Genomic DNA, 17141 nt, shown 5'->3' with positions numbered 1-17141 from the left:
CGGCCCGCATCACCGCGCCCCGCCCCACTCCCGTGCGGCGGGGCGCCTCAGCCCGCCGCCAGCTCCTCCAGCAGGGCCGGCAGCGCCCGCCCGATCGGCTCGCGCACCACCCGCTCGGCCAGCGGGTCGTACGGCGTGCGCTCGGCGTTGATGATCACCAGCCGCGCACCGTGCTCGGCGGCGATCCCGGCCAGCGAGGCGGCGGGCTGCACCTGCAGGCTGGTGCCGACCGCGACGAACACCTCGCACGCCCTGGCGATCGCCAGGGCCTCGCCCAGCACCTGCGGGTCCAGCGCCTCGCCGAACATCACGGTGGCCGACTTCAGGACGCCGCCGCACCGCAGGCACTCGGGGTCCGCGACCCCGGCCCGCACCCGCTCCAGCGCCCGCTCCATCTCCGAACGCGCGCCGCACCCGGTGCACACCGCGGCCCGCGCGGTCCCGTGCAGCTCCAGCACCTTGCGCTCGGGCATCCCGGCCATCTGGTGCAGCCCGTCCACGTTCTGGGTGATCACCCGCACCGGCACCCCGGAGCGCTCCAGGCGCACCACGGCCTCGTGCGCGGCGTTGGGCCGGGCCCGCAGCGCCGGGCTCTCCAGCCGCATCCGCCAGGAGCGGCGGCGGATCTCCGGATCGTTCATGTAGTGCTCGTAGGTGACGAGCTTCTCCGCCTCGGGATCCTTGCGCCACACCCCGTCCGGGCCGCGGTAGTCGGGGATCCCGGAGTCGGTGGAGACGCCCGCGCCGCTCAGGAGGGCCACCAGCGGCCTCCGGCCCGCCCCGGCCTCCCCGCCCCGGCCCTCCCCGCTTCCACCGGGGGCCTGCGCGCCCTGCCTGCCCTGCGTGCTCATGCTCCCGAGCCTACGCAGCCGGAAGCCCGGACCTCGACCGCGTTTTCCGGGGTCCCGCCGTGCGGTGGTGGCACACTGCGCCCGGACACGCCCGCACCCGCCGGCCGTGCCGCCCCCTGCCGACCACCCCCGGGAGCCGCGCCGATGACGTTCACCACCCGCCCGACCCTGCAGGGCACCTTCGGAATGGTCTCCAGCACCCACTGGCTGGCCTCCGCCTCCGCCATGGCCATCCTGGAGGACGGCGGCAACGCCTTCGACGCGGCCGTCGCGGCGGGCTTCGTCCTCCAGGTCGTCGAGCCGCACCTCAACGGCCCCGCCGGGGAGGTGCCGATCATCCTGGCGCCCGCCGGCGGCCCGGTGCGGGTGCTGTGCGGGCAGGGGCCCGCGCCGCGCGGCGCGACGGTGGAGCACTACACCTCGCTCGGACTGGAACTGGTGCCCGGCACCGGCCCGCTGGCCGCCGCCGTCCCCGGCGCGTTCGACGCCTGGATGACGCTGCTGCGCGACCACGGCACCCGCGAGCTCACCGACGTGCTGAAGTACGCCGTCGGCTACGCCGAGCACGGCCACCCGGCCGTACCGGGGGTCGGGGCGACGGTGGAGCGGGTGCGCGAGCTGTTCGAGACGGAGTGGACGACCTCCGCCGAGCTGTATCTGCCCGGCGGGCGCTCCCCGGTGCCCGGCGCCCTGCTGCGCAACCCCGCCCTCGCCGCCACCTGGCGGCGGCTGCTGGCCGAGGCGCAGGCGGCCGGGACGGGACGCGAGAGGCGCATAGAGGCCGCCCGGCGGGTGTGGCGCGAGGGCTTCGTGGCCGAGGCGCTCGCCGACTTCGCCGCCCGTCCCGCCGTGGACACCTCCGGCGAGCGCCACGCCGGCACCCTCACCGGCGACGACATCGCCTCCTGGTCGGCCGCCTACGAGGAGCCCGTCACCCACGACTGGAACGGCTGGACGGTCTGCAAGGCCGGACCCTGGTCACAGGGCCCGGTGATGCTCCAGCAGCTCGCCCTCCTGGCGGACCTGCCCGGAAACGGGCCGGAGTACGGCACGGGGGAGTACCTCCACACCGTGATCGAGGCGAGCAAGCTCGCCTTCGCCGACCGAGAGGCCTGGTACGGCGACGCGCGGGGGGCCGGCACCGTACCGCTGGACGACCTGCTCTCGGGCGCCTACACCGCGCGGCGCCGGGCCCTCGTCGGCGAGAGCGCCTCCCACGAGCTGCGCCCCGGCGGCCCCGGAGGACGCACCCCCCGGCTCGGCGCCCACGCGGCCGCGGCCGCCGCACGGGCGCAGGACAGCGCGGCCGGCACCGGCGAGCCCACCGTGGCCCGCGACGGCGCGACCTCCGGCGACACCTGCCACCTGGACGTCGTGGACCGCTGGGGCAACATGGTCAGCGCCACGCCCAGCGGCGGCTGGCTCCAGTCCAATCCCGCCGTGCCCGCCCTCGGCTTCCCGCTCGGCACCCGGCTCCAGATGGCCTGGCTGGAGCCCGGACTGCCGAACACCCTCACCCCCGGCCGCCGCCCGCGCACCACCCTCACCCCCTCGCTCGCACTGCGCGACGGGGAACCGGTCCTGGCCTTCGGCACACCCGGCGGGGACCAGCAGGACCAGTGGCAGACCCACTTCCTCCTCGCCGTCGCCCTGCGCGAGCCGGTGCGCGGCGGATACGACCTCCAGGGCGCCGTCGACGCCCCGAACTGGCACCACGAGGGCTTCCCCGGCTCGTTCTGGCCGCGCGCCATGCGTCCGGGCGCCGTCACGGTCGAGTCCCGTATCGGCGAGGCGGCCGTACGCGAGCTGCGGCGGCGAGGGCATCTGGTGACCGTCGGCGGCCCCTGGACGGAGGGGCGGCTGTGCGCGGTCGCCCGCGACCCGGAGACGGGCGTGCTGTCGGCGGCGGCCAACCCGCGCGGCATGCAGGGCTACGCGGTCGGCCGCTGACGGCGCGGAGCGGGCCGGGCGGCCGGGCGGCCGGGCGGGTGGGCCGCGAAGGGGGCCGTTCACCCCGCGGCCACCCGCCGTCCGGCGGGAACCCCCGGCGGCGTGCTTCCATGGACGGATGATCGACGACGAACTGCTGGCGGGTGTCGAGGAGGCCGTGCGCAAGGCCGCCGCGGCCGAGGTCATGCCGCGCTGGCGGCAGCTTGCCGAGCACGAGGTGACCGAGAAGAGCGGCCCGCACGACCTGGTGACCATCGCCGACCGGCGCGCCGAGGAGTACCTGACCGGGGCCCTGACCGCCCTGCTGCCCGGCTCGGTGGTCGTCGGCGAGGAGGCGGTGCACGACAACCCGGCGGTCTACGGGGCGCTGGGCGGCCAGGCGCCGGTGTGGATCGTGGACCCGGTGGACGGCACGCACCAGTTCGTCCACGGCGACCCCGGCTTCTGCACCCTGGTGGCCCTCGCCCGCGGCGACACGCTGCTGGCCTCCTGGACGTACGCGCCGGCCCGCGAGGAGCTGGCCGTCGCAGTGCGCGGCGAGGGCGCGCACCTCAACGGCGAGGAGATCCGCTCCGGCGGCCCCGTGCCGGGCGCGCCTTTGGAGGTCGCCCACTCCCACCCGGACTTCACCACCGACGCGCAGAAGCGCTCCCTGGAGGGCCTGTACGCCGACGGGATCAGGCCCCGGCCGTGCGGCTCGGCGGGTCTGGAGTACCTGAACGTGGCGCGCGGCGCGCTCGACGCGGTGGCCTTCACCTGGGAGAACGCCTGGGACCACGCCGCCGGGCTGCTGCTGGTGGCCGAGGCGGGCGGCGGCCACGCCACGCGCACCGGGGAACCGTTCCGCCTGGCGGGCGGCAACGCGCTGCCCTTCACCGCCGCACGGGACGCACTGACGGTGCGTCGTATCCTCTCCCTGCTGGCCTGAGCCGGTCAGACCTCAGCGCCGAGGGGAGAATCCGACGTGGCGTCGATGCGGGACGTGGTCGTGGTGGGAGCCGGTCCGAACGGGCTGACCGCCGCGGTGGAGCTGGCCCGGCGGGGCTTCTCCGTCGAGTTGTTCGAGGCGATGGAGTCGGTCGGGGGAGGGGCGCGCACCGAGGAGCTGACGCTGCCCGGCTTCCGGCACGACCCCTGCTCGGCCGTGCACCCGCTGGGCGTCGGCTCGCCCGCCTTCTCCGCGATGCCGCTCACCGAGCGGTACGGGCTCGAATGGCTCCACCCCGAACTGCCCCTGGCCCACCCCTTCCCCGACGGCACGGCCGGGGTGCTGGCCCGCTCGCCGGCCGAGACGGCCGCCTCGTTCGGACCGCGCGACGCGGGGACGTACCGCCGGCTGGTGGCGCCGTTCCTGGGCCGCTGGACGACCCTGGTCGGGGACTTCTTCAAGGTGCCGTGGGACGGGCTGCCCCGCGACCCGGTCACCCTGGCCCGCTTCGGGCTGCTGGGGCTGCGGCCGGTGGACTGGCTGGCGCGCCGCTTCCGCGACGACACCGCCCGCGCCCTGATGTTCGGACTGGCCGCCCACGCCATCGGCCCGACCACCTCGCCCGCCACCGGCGGCATCGCCCTGGTCTTCGCGCTGGCCGCGCACGAGGTCGGCTGGCCGATGCCGCGCGGCGGCTCGCAGTCCCTGTCCGACGCACTCGCCGCCTACCTGCGCGACCTGGGCGGGCAGGTCCACACCGGGGTGGAGGTGCGGCGGCTGGACGAGCTGCCGCCCGCCCGCGCCTACGTCTTCGACACCTCGCCCACCGCACTGGCCCGGATCGCCGGGCTGGGCGACGCCTACCGGCACTTCCGCTACGGCGCCGGCGTCTTCAAGATCGACTACGCGCTGGACGGCCCGGTCCCGTGGACGTCCGAGGCCGCCCGCCGCGCCGGGACCGTCCACATCGGCCCCTCCAGCGGCGAGATCGGCGCCGCGCTGCGCGCCGCCTCCGCCGAGGGCGTCCAGCCCGACCCGCCGTTCCTGATCACCGCCCAGCCCACCGTGGTCGACCCGGGCCGGGCGCCGGAGGGCAAGCACGTCCTCTGGGCGTACGGCCATGTGCCGCGCGGCTGGAGCGGGGACGCCACCGAGGCGATCGAGCGGCAGATCGAGCGCTTCGCGCCCGGTTTCCGCGACCGGGTGCTGGCCCGCGCCACCGCGGGCCCGCCGGAGCTGGCGGCCCGCAACGCCAACTACGTCGGCGGTGACATCGCCTGCGGCGCCTTCACCGGGCTGCAGACGCTGCTGCGGCCCAAACTGGCCCGCGTCCCGTACGCCACCGCCCACCCGGCCGTCTACCTGTGCTCCTCGGCCACCTGGCCGGGCCCGGGCGTCCACGGCATGCCCGGCCACAACGCGGCCAAGGCGGTCTGGCGCCGCCTGCGGGCGCGCGCCTAGCGCGCGGCCCGGACTCCGCACGGCGCTCCGGGCTCCCGGCTCCGGTGGGTTCCCGCGACGGGCTCCCGACCCGGCCGGGCGGTGGCTAGAGTGCCGCCATGGCGAAGACTGAGATCCCGCTCGACACCGAACTGGTCGTCGAGGTGATGGTGTTGAGCGGGATCGGCGATCCCCGCGACGCTATCGAGGCGGTCGTGCGCGACTACGTCGCACGCGGCCACCGCACGGAGACGCGCACGGGCGAGGAGGCGGAGGCCCGGCTGCGGGAGATCGACACGACGCCCAGGATCCAGGAGGGCTGAGCCCGCCGCGGGGGCGGGCCCGGAGCCCGGTGCCGCGACCGGACAGGTCACGCCCGTGAAGAAGTCGCGCCCCCGGCCGTACCCGCCGGGAGCGCCGGGCCCGGCGCTCCCGGCGGGGCGGGGCCCCGCCGGGAGGGGTGCCCAAAGGCGTCAGGAACCCTGGGAGTCCTCCCCGTCCCGTGCGGACGTCTTGCCACCCCCGGCCGCGCGCCGCAGCCGCGGGTGGCGACGGGAGCTCTGCTGCTCGCTGACGGCCTCGCCGACCATCGCCCGGATGGCCGCGCGCGCCCCGTGCAGCGGATGGTGGCGGGGCGGCCCCGCGCCCGGGTCCTCGCGCAGCTCCTTCACCAGAGACCAGCACAGCGCCAGCATCACCATGACGAAGGGCAGCGCCACCAGGATCGTCCCCGTCTTCAGCCCCTCCAGGCCGCCGGCGACCAGCAGCACGGCGGCCACCGACGCCATCAGCACACCCCAGGTGACGACCAGCCACTCGCGCGGGTGCAGCGCGCCGCGGGAGGTGAGCGAACCCATCACCAGGGAGGCGGAGTCGGCGCTGGTGACGAAGTAGGTCATCACCAGGATCATCGCGATCACCGAGGTGACCGTGCCCAGCGGCAGGGCCTCCAGCAGGCCGAACAGCGAGGCCTCCACGCCGTCCTCCAGCCTCCCGGCCAGGTCGGCCTCGCCGGTGGCGTCCAGCCGCATGGCGCTGCCGCCCATCACGCAGAACCAGACGACCGTGGCGCCGCTGGGCACCAGCAGGACACCGGTGAGGAACTCGCGGATGGTGCGGCCGCGGGAGATGCGGGCGATGAAGGTGCCCACGAACGGCGCCCACGACAGCCACCACGCCCAGTAGAAGATCGTCCAGGTGCCCAGCCACTCCTTGCTGCCGAACGCGCCGGTCCGGGAGGAGAACACGACGAGGTCCTGGAGGTAGGCGCCGACTCCGGCCGGGATCGCGTCCAGGATGAACACGGTCGGGCCCAGCAGGAAGACGAAGAGCATCAGCGCGGCCGCGAGCACCACGTTCATGCTGCTGAGCCACTTGATGCCCCGGTGCAGTCCGGAGAACGCCGAGATGACGAACGCGGCCGACAGCACCAGGATGACGAGCAGATGCAGCTCCCGGCTGTCGTCCCAGCCGACCGTCAGGTTCAGGCCCTTGGCGACCTGCAGGGCGCCCAGGCCCAGACTGGTGGCGGTGCCGAAGACCGTGGCGAAGACGGCCAGCAGGTCGATGACCCGGCCGGGCCAGCCGTTCGCGCGGCGCTCGCCCAGCAGCGGGACGAAGACCGAACTGATGCGGTTGCCGCGGCCCTTGCGGAAGGTGACGTAGGCCAGCGCGAGGCCGGCCACGCCGTAGATCGCCCAGGGGTGCAGCGTCCAGTGGAAGAAGGAGTACTCCAGCGCGATGCGCTCGGCGGCGCCGGTGCCGCTCTGCACGTCACCGAAGGGCGGCGGGTCGACGTAGTACGTCAGAGGCTCGCCGACGCCGTAGAACATCAGGCCGATGCCCATACCGGCGCTGAACATCATCGCGATCCACGCAAGGTTGGAGAACTCCGGCTCGTCGGAGTCCTTGCCGAGCCTGATCCGGCCGAAGCGGCTGATCGCGATCACCAGGCACAGCACCAGGAAGAGGTCGGCCGCCAGGGTGAACAGCCAGCCGAAGTTGCCCAGTACCCAGCTCAGCGCCGTGGTGGAGACGGAGGAGAAACCGTCCGTGCCGATGGCAGCCCAGGCCACCACGGCCAACACGGTCACCACCCCGATGGCGATCACCCCGGTGTCCGGGGGCGGGTCCTTCCGGGCCGTCTCCGGGGCGGGTTCCTGGGGCGGATTGCTCACATCGGTGCTCATATCACCCAACTATTAAATGGTTCTTCCGGTTCGCCGGACGGGCGCGCCGAGCGGCCGCGGGCCGTCCAAAGGCGCATCGTGGTCCCGCGTGCCCGCCGCCGGTAGGGTCTAGACGGCGCGACAGCCTGTTCGAGACACAAGAGAGACCGCGTGGAAACGACACACACCGAGACAGGCCGCGTGCTGATCGCCGCGGACAAGTTCAAGGGGTCGCTCACCGCCGCCCAGGTGGCCGAGCACACCGCGGCCGGGATCCGCCGGGTCCGCCCCGGTACCGAGGTCGAGGCACTGCCCGTCGCGGACGGCGGCGACGGCACCGTCGACGCGGCGGTCGCCGCCGGGTTCGCGCTGCGCCAGACGGCGGTCACCGGGCCGCTGGGCAAGGCGGTCACCGCCTCCTACGCGCTGCGCGGCGACACCGCCGTGGTGGAGATGGCCCAGGCCTCCGGCCTCCAGAAGATGCCCGAGGGCGTCCTCGCCCCGCTGTCGGCCACCACCTACGGCACCGGCGAGACGCTGCTGGCGGCCCTGGAGGCCGGAGCGCGCACGATCGTCCTGGGCGTGGGCGGCTCCGCCACCACCGACGGCGGCGCGGGCATGCTCACCGCGCTCGGCGCCCGCTTCCTCGACGCCGGCGGCAGGCCGCTGCAGCCCGGCGGCGGACCGCTGCGCCACCTGGCGACGGCCGACCTGTCGGGCCTGGACCCGAGACTGAAGGACGTGGAGATCGTCCTGGCGAGCGACGTCGACAACCCGCTCACCGGCCCCCACGGAGCCGCGGCCGTCTACGCCCCCCAGAAAGGGGCGCGGGAGGCGGACGTGGAGCTTCTGGACGCCGCGCTCGCCCACTACGCCCGCGTGCTGGAGGGCGTCCTCGGCCCGCGCGCCGCGCACCTGGCACAGCGGCCCGGTGCGGGCGCGGCCGGCGGTGTCGGCTACGCCGCCCTGGCCGCGCTCGACGCCTCCTTCCGCCCCGGCATCGAGGTGCTGCTGGAGGTGCTGGGCTTCGCCGGGGCCCTGGAGCGCGCCGATCTGGTGATCACCGGCGAGGGCTCGCTGGACGCCCAGACCCTGCGCGGCAAGGCCCCCGCCGGGGTGGCCGCCGCCGCCCGGCGGGCGGGCCGGCCCGTGGTCGCGGTGTGCGGGCGCCTGGCGATCGGCGAGGAGGAGATGCGGGCCGCAGGGATCGAGGCGGCGTACGCCCTGACCGACCTCGAACCGGACCCGGCCGTCTGCATGGCGCAGGCCGGGCCGCTGCTGGAGCGGGCGGCCGGAAGGCTGGCGGCCGACCGCCTGTGACCTGCCCCGAGGGCCCGGACCGCACCGCGCGGTCCGGGCCCTCGGCATGTCCGGAGCGGCCTTTCCCCCGCGTTCGACCGCGCCATCTTCCGCGACGCCCCGCCACCCGCCCGGGAGCGGAGGGCGCAGCTCCGCTGTGCCCGTGCACAGCCGGGTCCGGGCACCTCTGGTCACCGGCAGCGATTCGCCCACCGGCCGTGGACGGCCCTTCCGGCCGGTGCTGGGGTGAGCGCCGTGATCCCGGTGGAGCCCACCGGGGGACAGGACGGAAGAAGAGGAGGGCCGATGACGGCCGCTTCGCTGGAGGTCCGGGAGGTGTCCGTGGGCTACGGCCCGGTACGGGCGCTGAACTCGGTCTCCGTTGATGTACCCGAGGGCGCGGTGGTCGCCGTCCTCGGCGGCAACGGCGCCGGCAAGACCACCCTGCTGCGCGCCGTCTCGCGCACCCTGCGCTTCCACGGCGGGACGATCTCCTCCGGCACGGTCTCCTTCGACGGACGGCGGCTGGACGGGCTGACCCCCGCTCAGGTGGTGGCCGCCGGAGTGGTGCAGGTGCCCGAGGGACGGCAGGTGTTCGCCCGGATGACCGTGGCCGACAACCTCCGCGCCGGCGCGCTGGGCGCGGCCGGAGGCCGCCGCGCGGCCGCCGGGGCGCAGGCACGGGTCCACGAGCTGTTCCCGGTGCTGGCCGAGCGGGCGCACCAGCGGGCCGGGCTGCTCTCCGGCGGCGAGCAGCAGATGCTCGCCATGGGCCGCGCCCTGATGGCCCGCCCCAGGCTGCTGCTCCTGGACGAACCCTCCCTCGGCCTGGCCCCCCTGATGGCCGACCGGATCGCCGAGACCGTGCGGGAGATCAATGCCCAGGGCACCTCGGTGCTGCTGGTCGAGCAGAACGCGGCGATCGCGCTGCGACTGGCCTCCTCGGCGGTCGTCCTGGAGGTGGGGGAGGTGGTGCTGTCGGGGGACGCGGACGAACTGGCCGCCTCCGACGAGGTGCGCCGCCGCTATCTGGGCGTCACCGACGACGCCGGGCACCCCGGAGTCCCGGAGGGCGCCGACACCGGGGACGTGCCCGGGAGCGTGTCCGCCGGAGCCCCGCGCCCGGCCGCGACCCTGCGCAGGTGGTCGGCGTGAAGACCTCCGGCACCCCCGAACCGGCCCGGGCACCGGCACCCGCCGGGGATGACGTACCCGCGCTGCGGGTGGAGGACCTCACCGTCCGCTTCGCCGGGCTCACCGCGCTGGACGCCGTCTCCTTCACGGTCGAGCCGGGCAGCGTCCACGCCGTCATCGGCCCCAACGGCGCGGGCAAGTCCACCACTTTCAACGTCCTGTCCGGCGTCTACCGCGCCGCCGCGGGCAGCGTCCGCTTCGGCGACGAGGAACTGACCGGGCTGGCGCCGCACGCGATCGCCTCCCTCGGCGTGGCCCGCACCTTCCAGAACATCGCGCTCTCCCCGTACACCACGGTCGCCGACACGCTGATGCTCGGCCGCCACCGGCTGACCCGCACCGGCTACCTGGCCGCCGGGCTCCGCCTGCCGCGGGCCGCGCGCGAGGCGGCCCGGCACCGCGAACGGGTGCGGGAGATAGCCGAGTTCACCGGTCTGGAGCCCTATCTGGGCCAGCCCGCCGGCTCACTGCCGTACGGGCTGCAGAAACTCGTCGAGCTCGGCCGCGCGCTGTGCATGGAACCCCGGCTGCTGCTCCTGGACGAGCCCGTGGCCGGTATGACCGCCGACGAACGCCGCCGCACCGCCTCCCTGATCGCGGGCGTGCGCGAGGGTCTCGGCATCTCGATCGTCCTGGTGGAGCACGACATGGGAATGGTGATGCGGCTCGCTGACGCGGTGACCGTACTCGACTTCGGCCGCAGGATCGCCGACGGCACACCCGACGAGGTCCAGCGCGACCCCGCGGTCGTCCGCGCCTATCTGGGACAGGAGGCGGCGAGCGCATGACGACCTTCGTCGAACTGCTGCTGAGCGGGCTGTCCATCGGCTCGGTCTACGCACTGATCGCACTCGGCTTCGTGATCATCTTCAAGGCGACCGAGGTGGTGAACTTCGCCCACGCCTCACTGCTGCTGGCCGGCGGCTATCTGACCGCCGTGCTCCGGGACGACATCGGGTTCTGGGCGGCCCTGCTGGTGGGTGTCGCGGGGGCGGCGGCGGTGGGCGCGCTGGTGGAGTTCCTGGTGATCCGCCGCTACCGCGGACACGACCACAGCGTGCTGGCCATCGTCACCATCGGCGTCGACATCGTGCTGGTCACCGAGCTGACCCGGCAGATCGGCGCCCGCGTCATGCCCATGGGCGACCCGTGGGGCGACCGGGTACTCACCTTCGGATCGGTCAGCATCCCGCAGACCCGGGTGGCCGCGTTCGTCACCGCCGCCCTCATCATCGGCGCCTTCCTGCTGGCCTTCCGCTTCACCTCATGGGGGGTGGCGATGCGGGCGGTGGCCGAACACCCCGAGACCGCGGCGCTGATGGGCATCCGGCTGGGCCGGGTCTCCTCCTCGGCCTGGGCGGTGGCGGGAGCGCTGGCCACGGTCGCCGCCCTGTTCCTGACCGTCTTCCCCACCCCCGGCCTGGAGCGCGGCACCTCCCTGGTGGCGCTCAAGGCCTTCCCCGCCGCGATCCTGGGCGGACTGGACTCCACGACCGGGGCCCTGGTCGGCGGACTGGTCATCGGCGTCACCCAGTCCATGGCCGCCGGCTACCAGAGCGACCTGGCCTTCCTGGGCCGGGGCATCGGCGACCTCGCCCCCTATCTGGTGATGCTCCTGGTCCTGCTGGTGCGCCCGGCGGGCCTGTTCGGAACGAGGGAGCTGTCCCGTGTCTGAGTCCACCACCGCAGCGACCACCGGGCCCGCCGGGACGGCCGGGGAGTCCGGAGCCGGCTCCGCCACCGGGCGCGGCCGCCGCGCACGCGTCCGCGTCCGGCCGCCGCGCCGCGCCGCCGCTCGCACGGTGGCCGCGGTGGCCGCGGCGGGCCTGCTGCTGCTCGCCCTGCCCTTCTACCTCGACCGCTTCTGGCTCCAGGCGGGGCTGCTGGCCATGGCCGCCGCCATCGGCGCGATCGGGCTGAACCTGCTGACCGGCGCCACCGGCCAGCTCTCCCTGGGCCACTCCTTCTTCCTGGCCGTCGGCGCGTACGGCTACTGCGTACTGGCCGGCGACCGCGACGGTGAGCTGACCGGCCTGGGCCTGCCCGGCTGGCTGGCGGTGACCGGCGCGGTGGCCATGGCCGGTGCGGCGGGTGGTCTGTTCAGCCCGATCGCCGGACGGCTGCGGGGCGCCTACCTGGGCATCGCCACCCTGGCACTGGTCTTCATCGGCCAGCACGTACTGCTCAACGCACACGACCTGACCGGCGGTTACAACGGCCGCCCGGTCCCGCCGCTGTCGCTGTTCGGCATCACCTTCGACGACACCGAGACCGTGGTCGCCGCCGTGCCGTTCCAGTCGATGGAGAAACTCTGGTACGCCGGGCTGGCCCTGCTGACGGTGTGCGCCTTCTTCGCGCACGGCGTGCTGCGCGACCGCCCCGGCCGGGCGCTGAACGCCATCCGCGACCACCGGATCGCGGCCGGGGTGATGGGCGTGCCGGTGGCCCGCCAGCGGGCCGGGGTGTTCGTCCTGTCCTCGATGTACGCGGGCCTGGCCGGGGTGCTGCTGGCGCTGGTGTTCCAGCAGACCGTGCCCGAGTACTTCGGCATCGTCCTGGCCCTGGAGTACCTGGCCATGATCGTCATCGGCGGTCTGGGCTCGGTCTCCGGAGCCGTCACGGGGGCCGTGTTCGTCACCCTGCTGCCCCAGATCCTCACCCGCTACAGCGAGGCACTGCCCCTGGTCTCCGCCCCCGGTACGGGCGGGGTCGCACCGGGCGAGATGTCCCGCTACCTGTACGGCGCCGCGATCGTGGCGATCGTGCTGTTCCTGCCGGGCGGCCTGGTGCGGCTCGCCGCCCGCCGCGGTCACACCCAGAAAGACGAGGCATGAAGACTGTGAAGACGCAGAAGAAGCGCACGGCGCGCACCGCCGCGGTGGTCGCCGCCACCGCCCTCGCCCTCATCGCGACCGGATGCAGCTCCAAGGCGGGCGGCGGCGACTCCGGCGGCACCGGCGCCGACGGCGTGCGGACCGACAAGGGCGTGACGGACGACACCATCCGCATCGGCGCCCTCACCGACATGACCGGTGTCTACGCCTCCCTGGGCAAGAGCGTCACCCAGGCCCAGCAGCTCTACATCGACAAGATCAACGCCGACGGCGGGATCTGCGGGCGGAAACTGGAGCTGACCGTCCGCGACCACGGCTACGACGCGGGCAAGGCCATCCCGGCCTACACCGAGCTGCAGCCCAAGGTGGTGGGCTTCGTGCAGTTCCTCGGCTCGCCGTTCGTCAGCGCGGTCAAGGAGCGCATCGACGGCCAGCACAAGGTGCTGGTGCTGCCGCAGGCCTGGTCAGCCGACCTGCTGGGCAGCGAGTACATCCGGGTCATCGGCGCCACATACGACGTGGAGACGGTCAACGCGATCGAGTTCCTGCTGGAGGAGGGGAGGATCGCCGAGGGCGACAAGCTCGGCCACGTCTACTTCGAGGGCGACTACGGCGAGAACGCCCTCAAGGGGGCGGAGTACGCGGCCGGGAAGGCCGGGCTGACCCTGGTGGAGCAGAAGATCAAGCCGACCGACGAGGACATGTCCGCCCAGGTGGCGGCGTTCAAGAAGGCCGGTGTGAAGGCCATCGTGATCAGCGCCGGGCCGCGCCAGGCGGCCTCCCTGGTCGGCGTGTCGGCGGCCGGCGGCCTGAACGTGCCGATCATCGGCAACAACTCGGCCTTCGCGCCGCAGCTGCTGAAGACCCAGGCCGGCCCGGTCCTGCAGAAGGACTACTACGTGGCCGCCTCGACCCTGCCCATCGGATCGGAGGAGCCGGAGCCGGCCAGGCTGGCCCGGGAGTACGCCAAGGCATACCCCGACGACATCCTCGACAACGGGGTGGCCGCGGGCTGGAGCGCCGCCTCCGTCTTCGGCGCGGCGCTGAAGCAGGCGTGCGACGACAAGGACCTCACCCGGGAGGGTGTGGCCGGGGCGCTGACGTCCATGGAGGACCACGACGGGGGCTTCGGCATCCGGCACGACTTCACCGACCCGGAGCTGCCCTCGACGCGGGAGACCTTCATCCTCAAGCCGGACGGGAAGACCAAGGGCGGGCTGAAGGTGCTCCGCGAGGCGGAGGCGTCGAAGAACGCGCAGGCGTTCTCCTTCGGGGAGTGACCTTCGGGGAGTGACCGCGCGCCGACCGGGCGTCCGTGCCCGCCGTGACGGGGGCCCCGCGCCGCGGAACGCCTCCCGCTCGCCCGCCGGCACCGTGCCCGCGCCCTGCCCGGAGCGCTCCCGCGGCTCCGCACTCCTTCCGGCGGCCGTGCCGGACCCCGGCACGGCCCGCCGGTGTATTCCGGCAGATCCGCCTGTGTATTCCGGCGAGGGCCGGGAAGGCGCGGAGCAGGAGGAGAAGGCGGGAAAACCCCGGGCGCCGGACGGATTCCATGGAATCCGTCCGGCGCCCGGGGTGCGAACCGGCCGCCGCCGGCGGCTAGGGCTGAGCCGCGGCCCGTGCCTCACGGCGGTTGTCGCGGAAGGTGTTGACCCGGCGCGCGGTGGCGAACAGCGGGATCACCGCGCCCAGCACCAGCTGCAGCGCGCAGCCGGTCTGCAGCAGCAGCTCACCGCCCGGGGCGTCGAAGGCCCAGGCCGTCAGCAGGCCCATGCTCAGCACGATCCAGCCGAGCATCGCCACGGCCAGCAGCCCGCGCGGCTTGGGGTACTCCACCCGGCTCACCATCAGCCAGGCCACTCCGACGATGGCCAGCAGCGTCGGGACGAACGGCAGCTCCAGCAGCACGATCGAGACGACCGTCAGCGCCCCGAAGGGGCTGGGCATGCCCTGGAACACCCCGTTGGGCAGGGTGACGCAGGAGAACCTGGCGAGCCGCAGCACCGCCGCCAGCACCACCACGATCCCGGCGAGCGCCGAGACCCCCTGGTGCGCGTCGTTGGCCACCATCCCCCAGACCAGCACGAAGTACGCGGGCGCCAGCCCGAAGCTGATCAGGTCCGAGAGGTTGTCCAGCTCCGCGCCCATCGCCGAGCTGCGCAGCTTGCGGGCCACGAGCCCGTCGAAGAGGTCGAAGACCGAGGCCAGCAGCATCAGCATCACGGCGGTCGCGGCGCTGTGCCGGGCCATGCCGCCGTCGCCGTTCCCCGTCAGATGGGGGATCAGGACGCCGGTGGTGGTGAAGTACACCGCCAGGAAGCCGCAGGTGGCGTTGCCCAGGGTGAGCGCGTCGGCTATCGACAGCCGCATGGACAGCGGCATGTCGCCCATCTCGTCGCCGTCGTCCTCCGGGCCGGCCTCGGGGACCCACTGGGTCTTGGGGTCAATCACGGTCAAGGCGAGTCACCCCCGCGGTCGTGGGCTGGCCGACCTCGACGTCGACCTCGACGCCCTCCGGGAGGTAGAGGTCGACGCGGGAGCCGAAGCGGATCAGGCCGATCCGCTCGCCCTGCTCGACCTTGGCGCCCTGCTCGGTGTACGGGACGATCCGCCGGGCCACGGCGCCGGCGATCTGGACCATCTCGATGTCGCCCAGCTCGGTGTCGAAGTGCCAGACGACCCGCTCGTTGTTCTCGCTCTCCTTGTTGAACGCCGGAACGAAGCCGCCGGGCACGTGCTCGACGGACGTCACCGTGCCCGCCAGCGGGGCGCGGTTGACGTGGACGTTCAGCGGGCTCATGAAGATCGCGACGCGGGTGCGCCCGTCCTTCCACGGCATGATGCTCTGCACCACGCCGTCGGCCGGGGAGATGACACGACCCTGGGCGATCTCTCGCTCGGGGTCGCGGAAGAACCACAGCATGCCCGCCGCCAGGGCGGTGGCGGGCACTGCCGCCACGGCCGCGCCTCTCGAGCGCCTGGCGCGGGCCAGGCTGAGGGCGGCGGTGGCGACGGTCGGGAGGAGCCACGGCGACGCTCCGCGCGCGAGACGGACGCGGCCGCGTTGTGCAGAGGATGAGCTGTGGGGCATGGATGACCTTCGTAGCGGAGGGTGCCGCGTAAACACGGGGGACGGCGGCTTTCCCGGGATGCTATCGGTTACCGGTGGCAACTGGGCAAGCCAGAGCACCTGTCGGGACCGCGGGCTCCCCGGAAGGCCTCGGTTCGGGGTGTCGTCCCTCTGGAGGGAAAACACCCCGAATAAGGCATTCTACCCCTGGATCTTGTACTCCTCCAGGAGTCGGCGTCCCACGATCATCTTCTGGATCTCGGCGGTGCCCTCGCCGATCAGGAGCATCGGGGCCTCACGGTACAGCCGTTCGATCTCGTACTCCTTGGAGAAACCGTAACCGCCGTGGATGCGGAACGCGTCCTCCACGACCTCCTTGCAGTACTCCGAGGCGAGGTATTTGGCCATCCCCGCCTCCAGGTCGTTGCGCTGCCCGGAGTCCTTCTTCCGTGCGGCGCCGACCATCAGGGCGTGCGCGGCCTCCACCTTGGTTGCCATTTCGGCCAACTTGAACTGAATTGCCTGGTGCTGGGCGATGGGCTTTCCGAAGGTGTGCCGCTGCTGGGCGTAGGAGACGCCCAGTTCGAAGGCGCGCTGGGCCACGCCGCAGCCGCGCGCGGCCACGTTGACCCGGCCGACCTCGACGCCGTCCATCATCTGGTAGAAGCCGCGGCCGGTCGCACCTCCCAGGACCCGGTTCTCCGGGACGCGCAGGCCGTCCAGGATCAGCTCGGTGGTGTCGACGCCCTTGTAGCCCATCTTGTCGATCTTGCCGGGGATCGTCAGACCCGGCTTGACCTCGCCGAAGCCCGGCTCCTTCTCGACCAGGAAGGTGGTCATCGACCTGTGCGGGGCCGTACCCTCCGGGTGGCCCTCGTCGGTGCGGCACAGCACCGCCACCAGCGAGGAGGTGCCGCCGTTGGTCAGCCACATCTTCTGGCCGGTCAGGACGTACTCGTCGCCGTCGCGCACACCCTTGGTGGTGATGGCCGACACGTCCGAGCCCAGGCCCGGCTCGGACATCGAGAAGGCGCCGCGGACCTCGCCGGCCGCCATCCTCGGCAGGAAGTACTCCTTCTGCTCGTCGGTGCCGTGCTGCTTGAGCATGTACGCGACGATGAAATGGGTGTTGATGATGCCGGACACGCTCATCCAGCCGCGGGCGATCTCCTCCACGCACAGGGCGTAGGTGAGCAGCGACTCCCCGAGACCGCCGTACCCCTCCGGGATCATCAGACCGAAGATCCCCAGCTCCTTGAGGCCCTCCACGATCTGCGTCGGGTACTCGTCCCGGTGCTCCAGATCGGTGGCGACCGGGATGATCTCCTTGTCGACGAAGTCGCGGACGGTGGAGACGATCTCCCGCTGGATGTCCGTCAGGCCCTCGGTCTGCGCCAGGCGCCCCAT

General features: G+C 73.6%; 15 protein-coding genes. 10 read left to right on the top strand and 5 right to left on the bottom strand.

Going from position 1 to position 17141, the window contains the following annotated elements:
* Positions 1-47: 47 nt before the first annotated feature.
* Positions 48-851, bottom strand: coding sequence for an SIR2 family NAD-dependent protein deacylase (locus tag IQ279_RS18600; RefSeq protein ID WP_206349757.1), 804 nt, complete (start codon positions 849-851; stop codon positions 48-50).
* A gap of 144 nt (positions 852-995) precedes the next feature.
* Between IQ279_RS18600 and IQ279_RS18595 the strand changes: the two genes are divergently transcribed.
* From IQ279_RS18595 to IQ279_RS18580, 4 genes are all read left to right on the top strand, one after another.
* Positions 996-2801: a gamma-glutamyltransferase family protein gene (locus IQ279_RS18595; protein ID WP_206349755.1), complete on the top strand. Its 1806-nt coding sequence runs from the start codon at positions 996-998 to the stop codon at positions 2799-2801.
* Positions 2802-2919: 118 nt separating this feature from the next.
* A complete protein-coding gene (locus IQ279_RS18590) occupies positions 2920-3729 on the top strand; it encodes an inositol monophosphatase family protein (protein ID WP_206349754.1) in 810 nt (269 codons plus the stop codon).
* A gap of 36 nt (positions 3730-3765) precedes the next feature.
* A complete protein-coding gene (locus tag IQ279_RS18585) occupies positions 3766-5190 on the top strand; it encodes a phytoene desaturase family protein (protein WP_206349752.1) in 1425 nt (474 codons plus the stop codon).
* A 98-nt stretch (positions 5191-5288) separates the two neighbouring features.
* The gene (locus IQ279_RS18580; protein WP_206349750.1) at positions 5289-5492 is read left to right on the top strand and encodes a type II toxin-antitoxin system VapB family antitoxin; all 204 of its coding nucleotides are present in this window, start codon (positions 5289-5291) and stop codon (positions 5490-5492) included.
* Between the two features lie 150 nt (positions 5493-5642).
* Here IQ279_RS18580 and IQ279_RS18575 read toward each other — a convergent pair whose 3' ends face one another.
* Complete coding sequence (locus tag IQ279_RS18575) at positions 5643-7358, bottom strand: BCCT family transporter (RefSeq protein WP_206349748.1); 1716 nt, start codon at positions 7356-7358, stop codon at positions 5643-5645.
* 150 nt (positions 7359-7508) lie between these two features.
* Here IQ279_RS18575 and IQ279_RS18570 point away from each other — a divergent pair, with 150 nt between their 5' ends.
* The 6 genes from IQ279_RS18570 to IQ279_RS18545 all read left to right on the top strand — a co-directional run bounded on the left by IQ279_RS18570 (position 7509) and on the right by IQ279_RS18545 (position 13944).
* Entirely contained in the window at positions 7509-8657 is a 1149-nt protein-coding gene (locus IQ279_RS18570) for a glycerate kinase (protein WP_307792421.1), read from the top strand.
* A 285-nt stretch (positions 8658-8942) separates the two neighbouring features.
* Positions 8943-9791, top strand: coding sequence for an ABC transporter ATP-binding protein (locus IQ279_RS18565; RefSeq protein WP_241028350.1), 849 nt, complete (start codon positions 8943-8945; stop codon positions 9789-9791).
* Positions 9792-9853: 62 nt separating this feature from the next.
* Positions 9854-10618, top strand: a complete 765-nt coding sequence (locus tag IQ279_RS18560) for an ABC transporter ATP-binding protein (RefSeq protein WP_241028363.1) — start codon at positions 9854-9856, stop codon at positions 10616-10618.
* Positions 10615-11505: a branched-chain amino acid ABC transporter permease gene (locus IQ279_RS18555; RefSeq protein ID WP_206349744.1), complete on the top strand. Its 891-nt coding sequence runs from the start codon at positions 10615-10617 to the stop codon at positions 11503-11505. Before IQ279_RS18560 ends, IQ279_RS18555 begins: the two co-directional genes overlap by 4 nt.
* Complete coding sequence (locus IQ279_RS18550) at positions 11498-12664, top strand: branched-chain amino acid ABC transporter permease (RefSeq protein ID WP_206349742.1); 1167 nt, start codon at positions 11498-11500, stop codon at positions 12662-12664. The genes IQ279_RS18555 and IQ279_RS18550 overlap by 8 nt, the downstream gene beginning before the upstream one ends.
* Positions 12661-13944, top strand: coding sequence for an ABC transporter substrate-binding protein (locus tag IQ279_RS18545; protein WP_206349740.1), 1284 nt, complete (start codon positions 12661-12663; stop codon positions 13942-13944). Before IQ279_RS18550 ends, IQ279_RS18545 begins: the two co-directional genes overlap by 4 nt.
* A 319-nt stretch (positions 13945-14263) precedes the next feature.
* Here IQ279_RS18545 and pssA read toward each other — a convergent pair whose 3' ends face one another.
* From pssA to IQ279_RS18530, 3 genes are all read right to left on the bottom strand, one after another.
* On the bottom strand, positions 14264-15121 hold the full coding sequence (gene pssA / locus IQ279_RS18540; RefSeq protein WP_241028349.1) for a CDP-diacylglycerol--serine O-phosphatidyltransferase: 858 nt from the start codon (positions 15119-15121) through the stop codon (positions 14264-14266).
* On the bottom strand, positions 15108-15755 hold the full coding sequence (locus IQ279_RS18535; RefSeq protein WP_206349738.1) for a phosphatidylserine decarboxylase: 648 nt from the start codon (positions 15753-15755) through the stop codon (positions 15108-15110). The genes pssA and IQ279_RS18535 overlap by 14 nt, the downstream gene beginning before the upstream one ends.
* 180 nt (positions 15756-15935) lie before the next feature.
* A complete protein-coding gene (locus IQ279_RS18530; protein WP_206349736.1) occupies positions 15936-17141 on the bottom strand; it encodes an acyl-CoA dehydrogenase family protein in 1206 nt (401 codons plus the stop codon).

This window comes from Streptomyces verrucosisporus (assembly GCF_017114865.1).
Lineage (GTDB): Bacteria > Actinomycetota > Actinomycetes > Streptomycetales > Streptomycetaceae > Streptomyces > Streptomyces fenghuangensis.
This window is presented reverse-complemented; position numbering and strand designations above follow the sequence as displayed.